This is a genomic window from Rhizorhabdus argentea, assembly GCF_037861105.1.
GTDB lineage: Bacteria > Pseudomonadota > Alphaproteobacteria > Sphingomonadales > Sphingomonadaceae > Rhizorhabdus > Rhizorhabdus argentea.
The window spans coordinates 228,712-241,581 of sequence record NZ_JBANFK010000006.1 but is presented as its reverse complement, the minus strand read 5'-3'; the positions used below and the strand labels follow the sequence as shown (position 1 = coordinate 241,581).

14 protein-coding genes are annotated in these 12,870 nt (G+C 65.8%); 9 read left to right on the top strand and 5 right to left on the bottom strand.

Translation table 11 applies throughout. From position 1 onward, the window contains the following. The 3 genes from AAC645_RS08335 to AAC645_RS08325 form a co-directional block, all read left to right on the top strand. Positions 1-181 (top strand): hypothetical protein (locus AAC645_RS08335; RefSeq protein ID WP_340315187.1); only part of this gene is annotated, 181 nt, incomplete at its 5' end. Continuing rightward, the gene (locus tag AAC645_RS08330; RefSeq protein WP_340315185.1) at positions 175-657 is read left to right on the top strand and encodes a hypothetical protein; all 483 of its coding nucleotides are present in this window, start codon (positions 175-177) and stop codon (positions 655-657) included. The genes AAC645_RS08335 and AAC645_RS08330, both read left to right, overlap by 7 nt. A 78-nt stretch (positions 658-735) precedes the next feature. Then, complete coding sequence (locus AAC645_RS08325) at positions 736-1,236, top strand: hypothetical protein (RefSeq protein ID WP_340315183.1); 501 nt, start codon at positions 736-738, stop codon at positions 1,234-1,236. 48 nt (positions 1,237-1,284) lie between these two features. On the opposite strand, the gene AAC645_RS08320 is transcribed toward AAC645_RS08325, so the two are convergent. The 3 genes from AAC645_RS08320 to AAC645_RS08310 all read right to left on the bottom strand — a co-directional run bounded on the left by AAC645_RS08320 (position 1,285) and on the right by AAC645_RS08310 (position 4,520). After that, the gene (locus AAC645_RS08320) at positions 1,285-1,827 is read right to left on the bottom strand and encodes a CAP domain-containing protein (RefSeq protein ID WP_422785812.1); all 543 of its coding nucleotides are present in this window, start codon (positions 1,825-1,827) and stop codon (positions 1,285-1,287) included. A gap of 521 nt (positions 1,828-2,348) precedes the next feature. Beyond that, positions 2,349-3,719, bottom strand: coding sequence for a glutamate--cysteine ligase (locus AAC645_RS08315; protein WP_340315180.1), 1,371 nt, complete (start codon positions 3,717-3,719; stop codon positions 2,349-2,351). A gap of 60 nt (positions 3,720-3,779) precedes the next feature. Continuing rightward, a complete protein-coding gene (locus tag AAC645_RS08310; protein WP_340315179.1) occupies positions 3,780-4,520 on the bottom strand; it encodes a 16S rRNA (uracil(1498)-N(3))-methyltransferase in 741 nt (246 codons plus the stop codon). On the opposite strand from AAC645_RS08310, the gene ubiA reads away from it, so the two are divergent. The 3 genes from ubiA to AAC645_RS08295 all read left to right on the top strand — a co-directional run bounded on the left by ubiA (position 4,519) and on the right by AAC645_RS08295 (position 7,669). After that, entirely contained in the window at positions 4,519-5,478 is a 960-nt protein-coding gene (gene ubiA / locus AAC645_RS08305) for a 4-hydroxybenzoate octaprenyltransferase (RefSeq protein WP_422785811.1), read from the top strand. The genes AAC645_RS08310 and ubiA overlap by 2 nt on opposite strands. Positions 5,479-5,550: 72 nt before the next feature. After that, complete coding sequence (locus tag AAC645_RS08300) at positions 5,551-6,897, top strand: TldD/PmbA family protein (protein WP_340315178.1); 1,347 nt, start codon at positions 5,551-5,553, stop codon at positions 6,895-6,897. Continuing rightward, positions 6,890-7,669 carry a 3'(2'),5'-bisphosphate nucleotidase CysQ gene (locus tag AAC645_RS08295; protein WP_340315177.1) on the top strand — a complete coding sequence of 260 codons (780 nt, stop codon included), beginning with the start codon at positions 6,890-6,892 and terminating at the stop codon, positions 7,667-7,669. The genes AAC645_RS08300 and AAC645_RS08295 overlap by 8 nt, the downstream gene beginning before the upstream one ends. Positions 7,670-7,726: 57 nt before the next feature. Here the strand turns inward: AAC645_RS08295 and AAC645_RS08290 are convergent, their stop codons facing one another. After that, positions 7,727-8,143: a CoA-binding protein gene (locus AAC645_RS08290; protein ID WP_340315176.1), complete on the bottom strand. Its 417-nt coding sequence runs from the start codon at positions 8,141-8,143 to the stop codon at positions 7,727-7,729. 26 nt (positions 8,144-8,169) lie between these two features. Next, positions 8,170-9,171: an Mrp/NBP35 family ATP-binding protein gene (locus tag AAC645_RS08285; RefSeq protein WP_340315174.1), complete on the bottom strand. Its 1,002-nt coding sequence runs from the start codon at positions 9,169-9,171 to the stop codon at positions 8,170-8,172. Between the two features lie 71 nt (positions 9,172-9,242). Here AAC645_RS08285 and hflK point away from each other — a divergent pair, with 71 nt between their 5' ends. From hflK to AAC645_RS08270, 3 genes are all read left to right on the top strand, one after another. After that, positions 9,243-10,298: an FtsH protease activity modulator HflK gene (hflK, locus tag AAC645_RS08280; protein WP_340315173.1), complete on the top strand. Its 1,056-nt coding sequence runs from the start codon at positions 9,243-9,245 to the stop codon at positions 10,296-10,298. Then, a complete protein-coding gene (gene hflC / locus AAC645_RS08275) occupies positions 10,295-11,164 on the top strand; it encodes a protease modulator HflC (RefSeq protein ID WP_422785810.1) in 870 nt (289 codons plus the stop codon). The genes hflK and hflC overlap by 4 nt, the downstream gene beginning before the upstream one ends. Before the next feature lie 104 nt (positions 11,165-11,268). Beyond that, a complete protein-coding gene (locus AAC645_RS08270) occupies positions 11,269-12,831 on the top strand; it encodes a Do family serine endopeptidase (protein ID WP_340315202.1) in 1,563 nt (520 codons plus the stop codon). The last annotated feature ends 39 nt before the right edge of the window (positions 12,832-12,870 follow it).

The window sequence follows — 12,870 nt, the reverse complement described above, 5'->3', positions numbered from 1 at the left end:
CCCGGATGGACATAGCGGATCGCTGCGGGACCGGATAGCCGATTACGGGCGCGATCGGCGGCTCTTGGTGGAGCGGCGGTTTGCAATTGTTAACCAGCCCGGTTTTGTAGTTGATTCGGTTTATGCTATTGGATGGGATGCGCAGTTGCGTTGGGGGTTTCGGGGTAGTTCTTCATGTTGAAGGAAGCGGTTGCGTCCAAAGCTGCCAAGCTGCTCATGACCTGTGTCTGCCCGGTGGCGGGAACGACTGCCCTGAGCCTGGGCGTTCCCCAGGTTCGTGACGCGGTCTACAAGGCGACCCAGCCGCGCCAATATGCCAAGCCCAAGACGCGCGTGCGGCAGAGCGAGGGTGCGCCGACCGAAGTCGCGGTGAACGATGCCTGCCCGCCCGTCACTCCGTTCAAGATCGACAATCTGCCGCCCAGCAATCCGCCGAAGGACCCGCCCAGCGATCCGCCGAGCACTCCGCCGAACGATCCTCCACCGCCGCTGCCACCGCTCTTTCCCCCCAGACCGCCGGTCGTGCCGCCGTCGGGCGTGCCGGAGCCGTCGACCTGGCTTCAGCTGGTCATCGGTTTTGGTCTCATCGGCGGCATTGCGCGGGGTGCCTATCGCGAGAACCGACGTCGAACCGACGTCGAATCGGGGCGGTCCTGACATGTTCCATTTCTTGGAAGGAATGATATTGCGGTCGTCTACAGCGGTGTCGCGTTTTGACGTCGGAGTGGGGTCTTCATGCTGAAGGAAGCCGTCGCCTCTAAAGCTGCCAAGTTGCTGATGACCTGCGTGTGTCCGGTCGCCGGCACGACCGCCTTGACCCTTGGCGTCCCCCAGGTCCGGGACGCCGTCCACAAGGCCGTGCAGCCGCGCCAATATGCCAAGCCCAAGACGCGCGTGCGGCAGCTGGAGGAACCGGTCCAGGTGGCGTCGGCCGAGGACTGTCCCACGCTGACTCCTCTCGCCATTGCCGACGTGCCGTTTCAGGCCCCGAGCGCTTCACTGGCGACCGGCCAATCGCAGCTTGCGGAGGTGCCGCAGCCCGAGGCGGGCGTGCCGCTCACGCCCCGCATCTTCATTCCGCGCAACGATGGTCTGGCGGCGTCCGAGCCGGGCGGCGCGCCGGAACCTTCGGCCTGGGTGCAGCTCATCCTCGGCTTCGGCGTAATCCCCGGAATCCCTCGCGTCACCTATCGCAGGAATGAAGCCCGACCGAAGGGCGAGAAGACCCCGTCGTAAGTTCCTCGACCGGCCGGAGGCGGGCGGAGGCCGGTAGACGGAAACGGTTCAGAACGGCCTTTCCCCGATCACGTTGCCGCCTTCGCTGTAGCGGCAGACAAGGAAGTCATCCCGGTGGCCATGGGCGACCGCGCAGCCGACCGCGCGAGAGGAGCGCCACATCACCTGGGTGTAATGGCCGACATTTTCGAGATCGCCGCTGATGCTGTTGTTGGGGAAAATGCCGGGTTTGTAGTCACGTTTCTCGGAGACCCACAGGCCGATCATCGATTCCGGACCATAATAGCCTCTCGTCCCGGCCCATAGATTCTCACCCTGCGGATCGGTCTCGCCGGGCGGATCTTCCGAGTGCACCAGATAGCCCACGCGGACGAGGTGCTGCGCATAGACTTCGGCATCATGTGCCAGCAATTCGTTCCACGCCAGCGGCGCTATGCCGAGCGCGGCGCGTTCGCGGTTGTGCCCCGCGAGCAGCCGCTGTTCGAGATTGTTGTCGGGCCCGGTCGCGCCTTGTGCGAAGGGAGCGGCCAGCGCCAGCGCCAGCGCTCCCGCCAGTTTCATTGCCTGTGTACGCCTCAAGCCGAAAGCCATCGCATCGCTCCATCCGTCCGATGGGCTGAATGTTAGGAACTGTGACTTGCGGCTTGGTGTGAGAGAATGGTGACCGTGCCATTCAGCACTTTCAACCGGCCTTAGGACCCGGAGCCGCCGTTTCCCGGCCGGGCCGATGAAGATGTCAACGCGCTGTTTACCGTCGATGCCGCCGCTGATGCAGGCGGCGCGCTCGAATCATGTGGGTTGGTGCTAGGAAGGTGGGTACTGCGGGCCGGACTTTCCGGCTCGGGTTCGGCTATTGCCGCTTCCACGATTTTACCGCAGTTACCACGTCCTGCATGCCGTACCGGACTTTCACCGGCGCATCTCTCTCCTGCGAAGGCTCCGCTTGAGCGGATGTCCCTGCTGACGCAGCCCATGCTACTTACTAGAAGCTGCTTGGCCGTACCAGCGGACTTTGTATGAGCGCGTCTTTGCAAGCCCATGGCGCAGCATTATTCGCAAGGTGTTGCAGTCACGTCACGCTTTGCGCAACTATATGTTAGTGGGCGGCGCTGCTAGAAGCGCCCATCCTCGTACGCGCGGCTGATGTCCTCGCCCCAAGCGCCATGATAAAGTTCCAGCAACTGATCGGCCGGCGTCTTGCCGCTGGCGACGATCTCGCGCAGCGGAGCGAGGAAGCCGCTCTCGTCGTCGCCTGCGCCGTTCAGCCGTGCGCGAGCCTTGAGCCCGCTGGCAGCGATATCGAGTATGCTCGCGCCGAGTTGCTGGAAATCGCGGCCGCGCGGCCCCATGGCGCGCAGCCCCAGCCGCGGCACTTCGGCGCGGATGCGATGATGGTCCTCGATCGTCCAGTGCTTCACCTCGTCCCACGCCGCTTCCATCGCCGCGTCGTCGTAGAGCAGGCCCACCCAGAAAGCGGGGAGGGCGCAGATCCGGCTGTGCGGGCCGCCATCGGCGCCGCGCATCTCGAGGAAACTCTTGAGCCGAACTTCCGGGAAGGCGGTCGATAGATGATCGATCCAGTCGGCGATCGTCGGCTTCTCGCCGGGCAGCACCGACAGCTTGCCGTCCATGAAATCCCGAAAGCTCAGGCCCGATGCGTCGACATAACCGTCGCGGAACGCGAAATACATCGGCACGTCGAGCATATAGTCGGCGTAGCGCTCGTAGCCGAAGCCATCCTCGAACACGAAGGGCAGCATGCCGGTGCGGTGCGGATCGGTATCGGTCCAGATATGGCTGCGATAGCTGAGGAAGCCGTTGGGCTTGCCTTCGAGGAAGGGTGAATTGGCGAACAGCGCGGTCGCGAGTGGCTGAAGCGCTAGGCTGAGCCGGAACTTGCGCACCATGTCCGCTTCGCTCGAATAATCGAGGTTGGTCTGGATGGTGCAGGTCCGCAGCATCATGTCGAGCCCCATCGTGCCGACCCTCGGCATGTGGCGCAGCATGATGTCGTACCGGCCCTTGGGCATGATCGGCAATTCGGCGCGGGTCTTGTCGGGCCATAGGCCCAGTCCGAGAAAGCCGATGCCGAGTTTCTCGCCGATCGCCTTGACCTGATCGAGGTGGCGGCCGGTCTCGGCGCAAGTCTGATGGATATTGTCGAGCGGCGCGCCCGACAGCTCGAACTGGCCGGCGGGCTCGAGGCTGACATTACCGTCGCTGCCGGCCAGCGCGATGATGTTGTCGCCCTCATAGACCGGTTCCCAGCCATATTTGGTAAGGCCGATCAGCAGCGCATGGATGCCGCCGCGTTCCTCATAGGAGGGGGCGCGGTGCGAATCCTCGAAGAACACGAACTTCTCATGCTCGGTGCCGATGCGCCAATCCTGCTTCGGCTTCTCCCCGCCCGAAAAGACGGAGATCAGGTCGGCTTTCGACTCGATCAGCGGATCTTCGCCATCGGCTGCTTTGCGCGTGCTCATCGTCGCGCCCATAGCGAACCGATCGGTACGTGACTAGTGCCCGCTTCTCCGCAAAGGGGGTTACCGCCAGTCGCCGGCCAAGGCCATCCAGAGCGATACCGCTGCCGCCATCGCGGTATCGGCGCGCAGGATTCGCGGGCCGAGCGATATGCCGACGGTTTGGGGGATCGCCCGGATCGCCGCGCGTTCCTCGGCGGTGAAACCGCCCTCCGGTCCGATCAGGATCGCGGCCGGGCCCGGCTGCACCGCCCGCCCCATCGGCACGCCGCCTTCCTCGTCGGCGAAGATCAGGGCGCGGTCCTGGGGCCAGTCGCGCAGCAGGGTGGCGAGCTTTACCGGCTCGTCTAGGATCGGAAGGGCGGTACGCTCGCATTGCTCTGCGGCTTCGATCATATGGGCGCGCAGCCGGTCGAGGTTGAGCCGGTCGACGATCGTGCGCTGGGTGATGACGGGTCTGAGCCGCGCCACGCCGAGTTCGCAGGCTTTTTCCGCCATCCAGTCGATGCGCCCCTTCTTGACCGGGGCGGCCAGCAGCCAGAGATCGGGCACCGCTTCGCGCTCGCCGATCCGGCCGACGATGCGAACGTTCAGCGCACGCTTGCCGACCTGCTCGATCTCGGCACGCCATTCGCCCGTGCGGTCGTCGAACAAGGCGATGCCATCGCCCTCCTTGAGACGCATCACTCCGCTCAGATAATGCGCCTGGCCGCCGTCGATGGTCAGCGACAGGCCGTCCGACAGTGGTTGGTCGATGAACAGGCGGGTAAGGCTGGCGGGTGGCCAGGCGGGAGTGTTGGCCATGGGTCTTCCGAAGGTGGAGCTTTTCGCTTACCTGCCGTCCATGGCCGAGGAAGTCGAGGAAATCGTACCCGACAGCGAGCTTCGGGGCATGGCACTGCGGCTGCCGGCCGCGCTGCGGCCCTATTGGCTGCTCGCGCGATTCGATCGCCCGATCGGCAGCTGGCTGCTGTTCTGGCCCGGTGCCTGGGCGATCGCGCTGGCTGGCCGCGCGGTCGAACGCTGGGACCTGATCGGCTGGATGGCGCTCGGCGCGATCGTCATGCGAGGCGCGGGTTGCGTCTATAACGACATCGTCGACCGCGATCTCGACAGCAAGGTCGCCCGCACTGCGGCGCGGCCGCTGGCGAGCGGAAGGGTGAGCCCCATGGCGGCCTGGGCGTGGCTGGCCGTCCTGTGCCTCATCGGGTTGATCGTCCTGCTGCAGTTCAACCTGACGGCGGCCGGTGCAGCGCTGGCCAGTCTCGGCGCAGTCGCCGCCTATCCGTTCATGAAACGGATCACCTGGTGGCCGCAGGCCTGGCTAGGCATCGTTTTTTCGTGGGCCGCGCTGGTCGGCTGGCCGGCCGTCACCGGCAGGTTCGATCCGGCGCTGTGGCTGCTTTATGGCGGGTCGGTCTTCTGGGTGATCGGCTATGACACCATCTATGCGCTGCAGGATATCGAGGACGACGCACTGGCCGGTGTCAAGTCGTCGGCGCGTGCGCTCGGCCGGCATGCACGGAGCGGGGTCGCTCTGCTCTATGTAGTCGCGATCGCGTGCTGGGCGGCGGCACTGTGGCAGGTGCGTCCGCAGGCGCTGGGGCTGGCGGCGCTGATCCCGATCGCGGTGCATCTCGGCTGGCAGATCGCGGCGCTGGACCCGGCCGATCCCGCAGACGCGCTCGCCAAGTTCCGGGCGAACCGTTTCGCCGGTTTGTTGATGTTTCTGGCATGTTTCGTCGTGGGCGCGACGGCCTGACCCGTGTCGGGAGGATCAACGCGGAGGAGTTTACCCTTTGACCTTGAGGGGCGCCGTACTTAAGTCGCCTCCATGCTGAGCACCTCCGAAGCCGAAACCCGTACCGCCGATCTGGTCGCCGCCGCCCGCAAAGCCGGCGCCGATGCCGCCGATGCGCTCTATATCTGCAATGCCTCGACCCAGATTTCCGTTCGCCTCGGTGCGCTGGAGGATGTCGAACGATCCGAGGGCGAGGAGATCGGACTGAGGCTGTTCGTCGGCAGCCGCTCGGCCAGCGTGTCCTCGTCGGACCTGTCGGCCGAGGCGCTTGGTGCGCTGGTCGAGCGGGCGGTGGCGATGGCGCGCGAGGCGCCAGAGGATCCTTATTCCGGCCTGGCGCCCGAAAATCGGCTGCTGCGCGGCGCGGCGGTCGATGTCGACGGCGACGATCTGGCTGACCCAGCTCCGGCGGCGCTGCGCGAGCGTGCCGAAGCCGCCGAGGGTGCCGCCCGCGCCGTTTCGGGCATCACCAACAGCGAAGGGGCGGGCGCATCGGCTAGCCGCACCGTGATCGCGCTTGCCACCAGCGCCGGCTTTGCGCGCGGTTATTCGACCAGCGGCTATGGCTGCTCGGCCAGCGTGATCGCGGGCGACGGCGGCGGCATGCAGCGCGACTATGCCTATCACTCCGCCCGCCACCTCAGCGATCTCGAAGATGGGTCGGCGATCGGCACGCGTGCCGGCGAACGCGCGGTGAAACGGCTGAACCCGGGCAGATTGTCGAGCGGTGCAATGCCTGTGGTCTACGATCCGCGCGTCGGCTCGGGATTGCTGGGCCACCTGGCCGGGGCGATCACCGGCTCCGCGGTCGCACGCCGCACCAGCTTCCTGCTCGACAGGCTGGGCGAGCAGGTGTTTGCCAACGGCATCTTCATCCGCGACGATCCGCACCGGCCGCGCGGCCTGCGCTCCAAGCCGTTCGACGGCGAGGGACTCCCGACCGGCAAGTGCGACATCATCGCCGATGGCGTGCTGACCGGCTGGATCATGGATTCGGCTTCCGCGCGCCAGCTTGGCCTCCAGCCGACCGGGCATGCGACCCGCGGTGTCGGCGGCCCTCCGGGAACCGGCGTCACCAACCTCTATCTCGAACCCGGCATCCTCTCGCCGGAAGAGCTGATCGCCGACATCAAGCTCGGCGTCTATGTCACCGAACTGATCGGGCAGGGCGTCAACGGCGTCACCGGAGACTATAGCCGCGGCGCCTCGGGCTTCGTGATCCGCGACGGCCAATTGTGCGAGCCGGTCGCCGAGATCACCGTCGCCGGCAATCTCAAGGACATGTTCCGCGAATTGACCCCCGCCTCGGATCTTGTCTTTCGCCGCGCCGTTGATGCTCCGACGATTCGGATCGAAGGGATGATGGTCGCTGGTGTCTGAGAGCCTCCTTGATGCGGTAAGCGCCGTCGCAGCCGAGGTCGGCGCGATGGCACATGCTGCATGGCGCGGTGATTTCAAGACTTGGGACAAGGTGCCGGGAAGCCCGGTCTGCGACATCGACCTGGCCGCGGATGCGTTGCTGCGCGAGCGGCTGATGGCGCTTGACCCGGAGGCGGGGTGGTTGTCCGAAGAAACCGCGGACAGTGCCGAGCGGCTCAACTGCGTGCGCGTCTGGGTGGTCGATCCGATCGACGGTACGCGCGATTTTGTGCGTGGGCGCGAGGGTTGGGCGGTCTCGATCGCGCTGGTCGAAGGCGGTCGTCCGCTGATCGGCGTGCTCGACGCGCCCGCTCGCGGCGAACATTGGCGCGCGAAGGCCGGCCAGGGCGCGACCCGCAACGGCGAGCGCATCCGGGCATCGACGCGGCAGGAGCTGCCTGGCGCTCGGGTCCCGGCTGATGTACTGGCGCGGGCCGATTCCGATCTCGTCACCGTCGGCAAGCCCAATTCGATCGCGCTCCGGATTGCGATGGTCGCCGCCGACCAGGCCGACCTTCTGGCCACGATTCGCTGGGGCAATGAATGGGACATCGCCGCCGCGGCGCTTATCGCGCAGGAAGCCGGTGCCACCGTCACCGACGCACTTGGCCAGCCGCTGCGCTACAACAGCACCAAGGGCGAGCAGTTCGGCGTCCTGGCGACAGCGCCGGCGATCCACTCCGCCGCCGTGCAGCGGCTGGCGCACCGCGCAGCGCAGGGCATTATTCGTTAGCGGCGAGATTGATCGAGTTGCCTCATCCGCAATGCAGACGGAATTTGATGGCGGCCACTACAGCCCGAGGCGCGGAATCTCGATCTTGGGACAGTGGTTGACCACAGCCTTGAGCCCGGCCGCTTCGGCGCGGGCAACGGCCTCGTCGTTGAAGACGCCGAGCTGGGTCCACACCGCTCCGGCGCCTGCGGCGATCGCCTCGTCGATCGCCGAACCCGCGGCGGCCGAATTACGGAAAATGTCGACGATGTCGATCGGTCCATTCACCTCCGCGAGCGTGGCGACGACGGGCTCGCCGTGGATGACCTTGCCGGCAAGCTGCGGATTGACCGGGATGACCCGATAGCCCTTCGATTGCAGGAAGTGCATCACGCCGTGGCTTGCCCGATCGGGACGGTCGCTCGCGCCGACCATCGCGATCGTCTTGGCGCTCCGCAGGAGGTCGGCGATGTCCTGGTTGCTATCGAGCGGCATGGTTGGTCCTTTGCGCAGTGATCCGATTAGAATGCACCTGGCTTCGCGGGGTTCAACCAGTCCGTGATTCTGGCGGCGAGGGCTGCGAAAACCACGTCGTCCGCCTCGGCGGCAGGCGGCGTGCCCGCATCCGATTTGGTGCGGATGGCGATGTCGAGCGGAACCCGCCCCAGGAAGTCTAGGCCCATCGACAAGGCCGCGGCCTGCGCGCCGCCCTGTCCGAAGGGATCGGATATTTCGCCGCAATGGGGGCAGGCATAGCCGGCCATATTCTCGACCATGCCGACGATCGGCACGCTCGCCTGGTTGAAGAAGTCTATCGCCCGGGTCGCGTCGATCAGCGCCAGGTCCTGCGGCGTCGAAACGATGATGGCGCCCGCCGGCTTGTATTTCTGGACCATGGTGAGCTGGACGTCGCCGGTGCCGGGCGGCAGATCGAGGATCAGCAGGTCGACATCGCCCCATTCGGCATCGATCAGCTGACCGAGCGCATTGGCTGCCATCGGGCCGCGCCACGCGATCGCCTGGCCCGGCTTCACCAGCTGGCCCATCGACAGCATCGGCACGCCGAATGGCGACATCACCGGATCCATCTTCTGTCCGGTCGCGGTCGGCTTCATGCCCTCGGTCGACAGCAGGCGGGGCTGGGAAGGGCCGTAGATGTCGGCATCGACCAGCCCGACCTTCTTGCCCATCCGTCTGAGCGCGACGGCCAGATTGGCGGACAGGGTGGATTTGCCGACACCGCCCTTGCCGGAGCCGATTGCTATGATCTTGCGCCCGCGCTTCTCCGCGGTCATCGCCACGCGCACTGTGTCGACGCCGGGAACGGCGATCAGCGCCTGTTTGACCGCGGTCTCGAGCTTGCTGCGCGCATCGCCGGACAGGCCGGTCACGTCGAGGACGACGCTCACGGTTCCGTCGTCATAGCGTGGCTCCGCGGAACGGCCGCTGGCGATCAGCCCCTTCCCGCTGATGGGGTCGATGACGCTGTCGAGAGCCTTGGGGAGCGAGTCAGTCATTTGCATGGCCGGAGCGAATAGACAGTCGGCGGGGAAAGAGCACTGTTTTTCCGCGGATCGCCTCCTATAATGGCTATATGAACGAGAATGACAGTAGCGGGTTGGTACCGCGGCCAGTGCTCAACGAGGGCGGGCCGTGGGGTGGCGGGGGATCCGGCGGCGATGGCGACGGGCCCAATCCCTGGAACCAGCCGCCACGCGGGCGGCAAAGCCGCGGCCCGGCGGGCCGGTCTGCGCTCGATGAGCTGCTGCGTCGTGGCCGCGCTCGCTTCGGTGGCCGCGGCGGGCAGGAGCCCGAGGCCGGACGGCTTGTCCTCTGGGTGATCGGCGGGCTGCTGCTGCTGTGGATCTTCTGGACAAGCAGCCACCGGATCGATCCGCAGGAGCGCGGCGTGATCACGCGGCTCGGCTCCTATGCGGGCACGCTCGAACCCGGCATGCGCTTCTCCTTTCCTGCACCGATCGACGTGGTCACCAAGATCGATATCGAGGACATCAGGGTGAAGGACATCCCCGCTGCCGGCGGCAATGCTCAGAACCTGATGCTGACCGGCGACCAGAACATGATCGACCTGGCCTATTCGGTGCGCTGGAACATCCGTGATCCGGAGCTGTATCTCTACGAGTTGGCCGATCCCGACGATACTGTCGCCGAGGTCGCGGAGAGCGCGATGCGCGCCGAGATCGCCCGCGTTGCCCTCAACGACGCGATGGGGTCGCAGCGCAGCCAGATCGAGGGCCGCGTCCAGCAGCGGATGCAGGAAATCCTCGACGGCTATCGCGCGGGCATCACTGTGCAGGGCGTCGCGATCAAGCAGGCCGATCCGCCGACCGCGGTGGTCGAGGCGTTCAAGTCGGTATCGGCCGCTCAGCAGCAGGCCCAGGCCTATCTCAACGAGGCCCGCGCCTATTCCCAGCAGCTCGGCGCCAAGGCCGAAGGCGAGGCCGCCGCATTCGACAAGGTCTATGCCGAATATAAGCTCGCGCCCGAGGTGACCCGCCGCCGCATGTATTATGAGACGATGGAGCGCGTGCTCGCCAAGACCGACAAGACGGTGATCGAAGCACCCAATGTCATGCCCTATCTCCCGCTGCCGCAGACGCAGCAGCCAAAGCCGGTGCCGCAGCAATGAATATCAGCGACAGCCTCGCCAGCCGCGCCATGATCGGCTGGACGATAGCGATCATCGCCGGCGTCATCTTCCTGAGCAGCATCTTCGCGGTGGTGCCGGAGACGAAGCAGGCGCTGGTCGTCCGCTTCGGCAAGCCCGAGCAGGTCTATAACGCGTACAAGCCGAATGAGGATTTCGGGCAGACCGGCGCGGGCGTGATCTTCAAGATCCCGTTCATCGACCAGATCCGCTGGATCGATAAGCGCGTGCTGGATTTCGACATGGAGCGCCAGTCGGTGCTGTCGACCGACCAGCTGCGGCTCGAGGTCGACGCCTATGCCCGGTATCGGATCGTCGATCCGCTACGGATGGCGATCACCGCCGGCACCGAGCGGCGGGTGAGCGAGGCGTTGCGGCCGATTCTCGGCTCGTCGCTGCGCAACGAACTCGGCAAGCGGCCGTTCGCGGCGCTGCTGAGCCCCGAGCGCGGTGCGGTGATGGAGAATATCCAGGCGCGGCTCAACCGGGTGGCGCGCCAATATGGCGCAGAAATCGTCGACGTCCGGATCAAGCGCGCCGATCTGCCCGATGGCACGCCGCTGGAATCGGCGTTCAATCGCATGCGCACTGCGCGCGAGCAGGAGGCGCGGTCGATCCTCGCCGAGGGCCGCAAGCAGGCGCAGATCATCACGGCTGAAGCCGATGCGCAGGCCGCGGGCACCTATGCGGAGAGCTTCAACAAGGATCCCGATTTCTACAATTTCTATCGGGCAATGCAGTCCTACCGGCTGACCTTCGGCACCGATGGGACGGAGGCGTCCGGCTCGTCCAACATATTACTGTCACCCGACAACGAATATCTGCGGGAGTTTCGGGGGCGGCGGTAAGCCGCAAGGGGAACGGCACCGTTCAAGCGGGGTTCAGCGACCTAAGAGATAACCGGCCCGGATATTCGGATCGTCAGGACAGGAGTTTTAAGGAGTTGGCCAAAGTGCGTTATGCCTATGCGATCACCGCGGCCTTGCTGGCAGGTGGCGCCACCGCGACCCTGACCATGCAGCAGCCGCTCGGCGCCCAGCTTCCGCAGAATGCGCCGGGCACCATCGATGCCGCCGCGCCTCGCGCCGGCGCGCCGATGAGCTTCGCCGATCTTGCCACGAGGCTGCAGCCCGCCGTGGTCAACATCTCCACCACGCAAAAAATCCAGGTCAAGAATGGCGGCAATGCCTTCGCCGGCACTCCGTTCGAGGAACTGTTCAAGCGGTTTGGCGGTGGCGGTGGCGGCACCGATGACGAAGGCAAACCGATCACGCGCGAAGCGACGTCGCTCGGGTCCGGCTTCATCGTCTCGGCTGATGGCTATGTCGTCACCAACAACCACGTCATCTCGGCGGCACCCGAAGGTGGCGGGAGCGCGGTGGTGAGTTCGATCACCGTAACTCTGCCCGATCGCAAGGAATATAAGGCCACAATCGTGGGTCGCGACCAGACCTCGGATCTCGCCCTGCTGAAGATCGAGGCCAAGGGTCTGCCCTTCGTAACCTTCGGCGATTCCACCCGCGCCCGGGTGGGCGACTGGGTGGTCGCAATCGGCAATCCATTCGGCCTGGGCGGTACCGTTACCGCGGGCATCGTCTCGGCGCTGCACCGGTCGATTGGCGTGAACGGCCCCTATGACCGGTACATCCAGACCGATGCCTCCATCAACCAGGGCAACTCCGGCGGGCCGATGTTCGATCTGCAAGGCAATGTGATCGGCATCAACACCGCGATCTTCTCGCCGACCGGCGGCAATGTCGGCATCGGTTTCGCAATTCCAGCCGAGGAAGCCAAACCGATCATCGATCAGCTACGCTCGGGCAGCCGCATCAAGCGCGGTTATCTCGGCGTCGGCATCCAGCCGATGACGGAGGACATCGCCACCAGCCTCGGGCTGCCCAAGGATCGCGGCGAGATCGTGGCCCGAGTCGAGCCCGGCGAGGCCGCTGCGCGTGCGGGCATCCGCCAGGGCGACGTGATCGTGTCCGTCAACGGCCAGGAGGTCACGCCCGACAACACGCTGTCCTACATAGTCGGGAAGACGCCGGTAGGCACGCGGATGCCGATCGAGCTGATCCGCGAGGGCCAGAGGCGGACCGTCACCGTAACGCTGGGCGAGCGTCCGCCAGAAGACCAACTGGCCTCCAGTGCCGATGGTGACGCCGATCAGGGTGATGACGACAGCAGCGCCCAGGCGGCGCCCGATCAGGCGACGCGCAACGCCATCGGCCTCGGCTTCCAGACGCTGACGCCCGATATTGCCCGCCGGCTCGGCGTCTCGCCGACGCTCAAGGGCGTGGTGATCAACTATGTCGATCCTTCCAGCGACGCTGCCGCGAACGGTTTCCAGCCGCGCGACATCATCCTGCAGATCAACAATGTGCCGGTGACGACAGCACAGGCCGCGGCGGCGCAGATCGCCGCTGCCAAGAAGGCCAAGCGCCCGACCGTGCTGTTGTTCGCGCAGCGCGGGAACAATCCGCCGCGCTACATCGGTGTCCAGCTGAAAAACTGAGATACTCCTGCTCGAGCAGAGCAGGGCGGCGACAAGATG

Coding starts and splice junctions, on each gene's coding strand:
- AAC645_RS08290 (WP_340315176.1), bottom strand. CDS start 8,143: ATGCCGCTCGATAGCAACCAGGACATCGCCGACCTCCTGCGGAGCGCC.
- AAC645_RS08315 (WP_340315180.1), bottom strand. CDS start 3,719: ATGAGCACGCGCAAAGCAGCCGATGGCGAAGATCCGCTGATCGAGTCG.
- AAC645_RS08320 (WP_422785812.1), bottom strand. CDS start 1,827: ATGGCTTTCGGCTTGAGGCGTACACAGGCAATGAAACTGGCGGGAGCG.
- hflC (WP_422785810.1), top strand. CDS start 10,295: ATGAATATCAGCGACAGCCTCGCCAGCCGCGCCATGATCGGCTGGACG.
- ubiA (WP_422785811.1), top strand. CDS start 4,519: ATGGGTCTTCCGAAGGTGGAGCTTTTCGCTTACCTGCCGTCCATGGCC.
- AAC645_RS08330 (WP_340315185.1), top strand. CDS start 175: ATGTTGAAGGAAGCGGTTGCGTCCAAAGCTGCCAAGCTGCTCATGACC.
- hflK (WP_340315173.1), top strand. CDS start 9,243: ATGAACGAGAATGACAGTAGCGGGTTGGTACCGCGGCCAGTGCTCAAC.
- AAC645_RS08285 (WP_340315174.1), bottom strand. CDS start 9,171: ATGCAAATGACTGACTCGCTCCCCAAGGCTCTCGACAGCGTCATCGAC.
- AAC645_RS08325 (WP_340315183.1), top strand. CDS start 736: ATGCTGAAGGAAGCCGTCGCCTCTAAAGCTGCCAAGTTGCTGATGACC.
- AAC645_RS08310 (WP_340315179.1), bottom strand. CDS start 4,520: ATGGCCAACACTCCCGCCTGGCCACCCGCCAGCCTTACCCGCCTGTTC.
- AAC645_RS08300 (WP_340315178.1), top strand. CDS start 5,551: ATGCTGAGCACCTCCGAAGCCGAAACCCGTACCGCCGATCTGGTCGCC.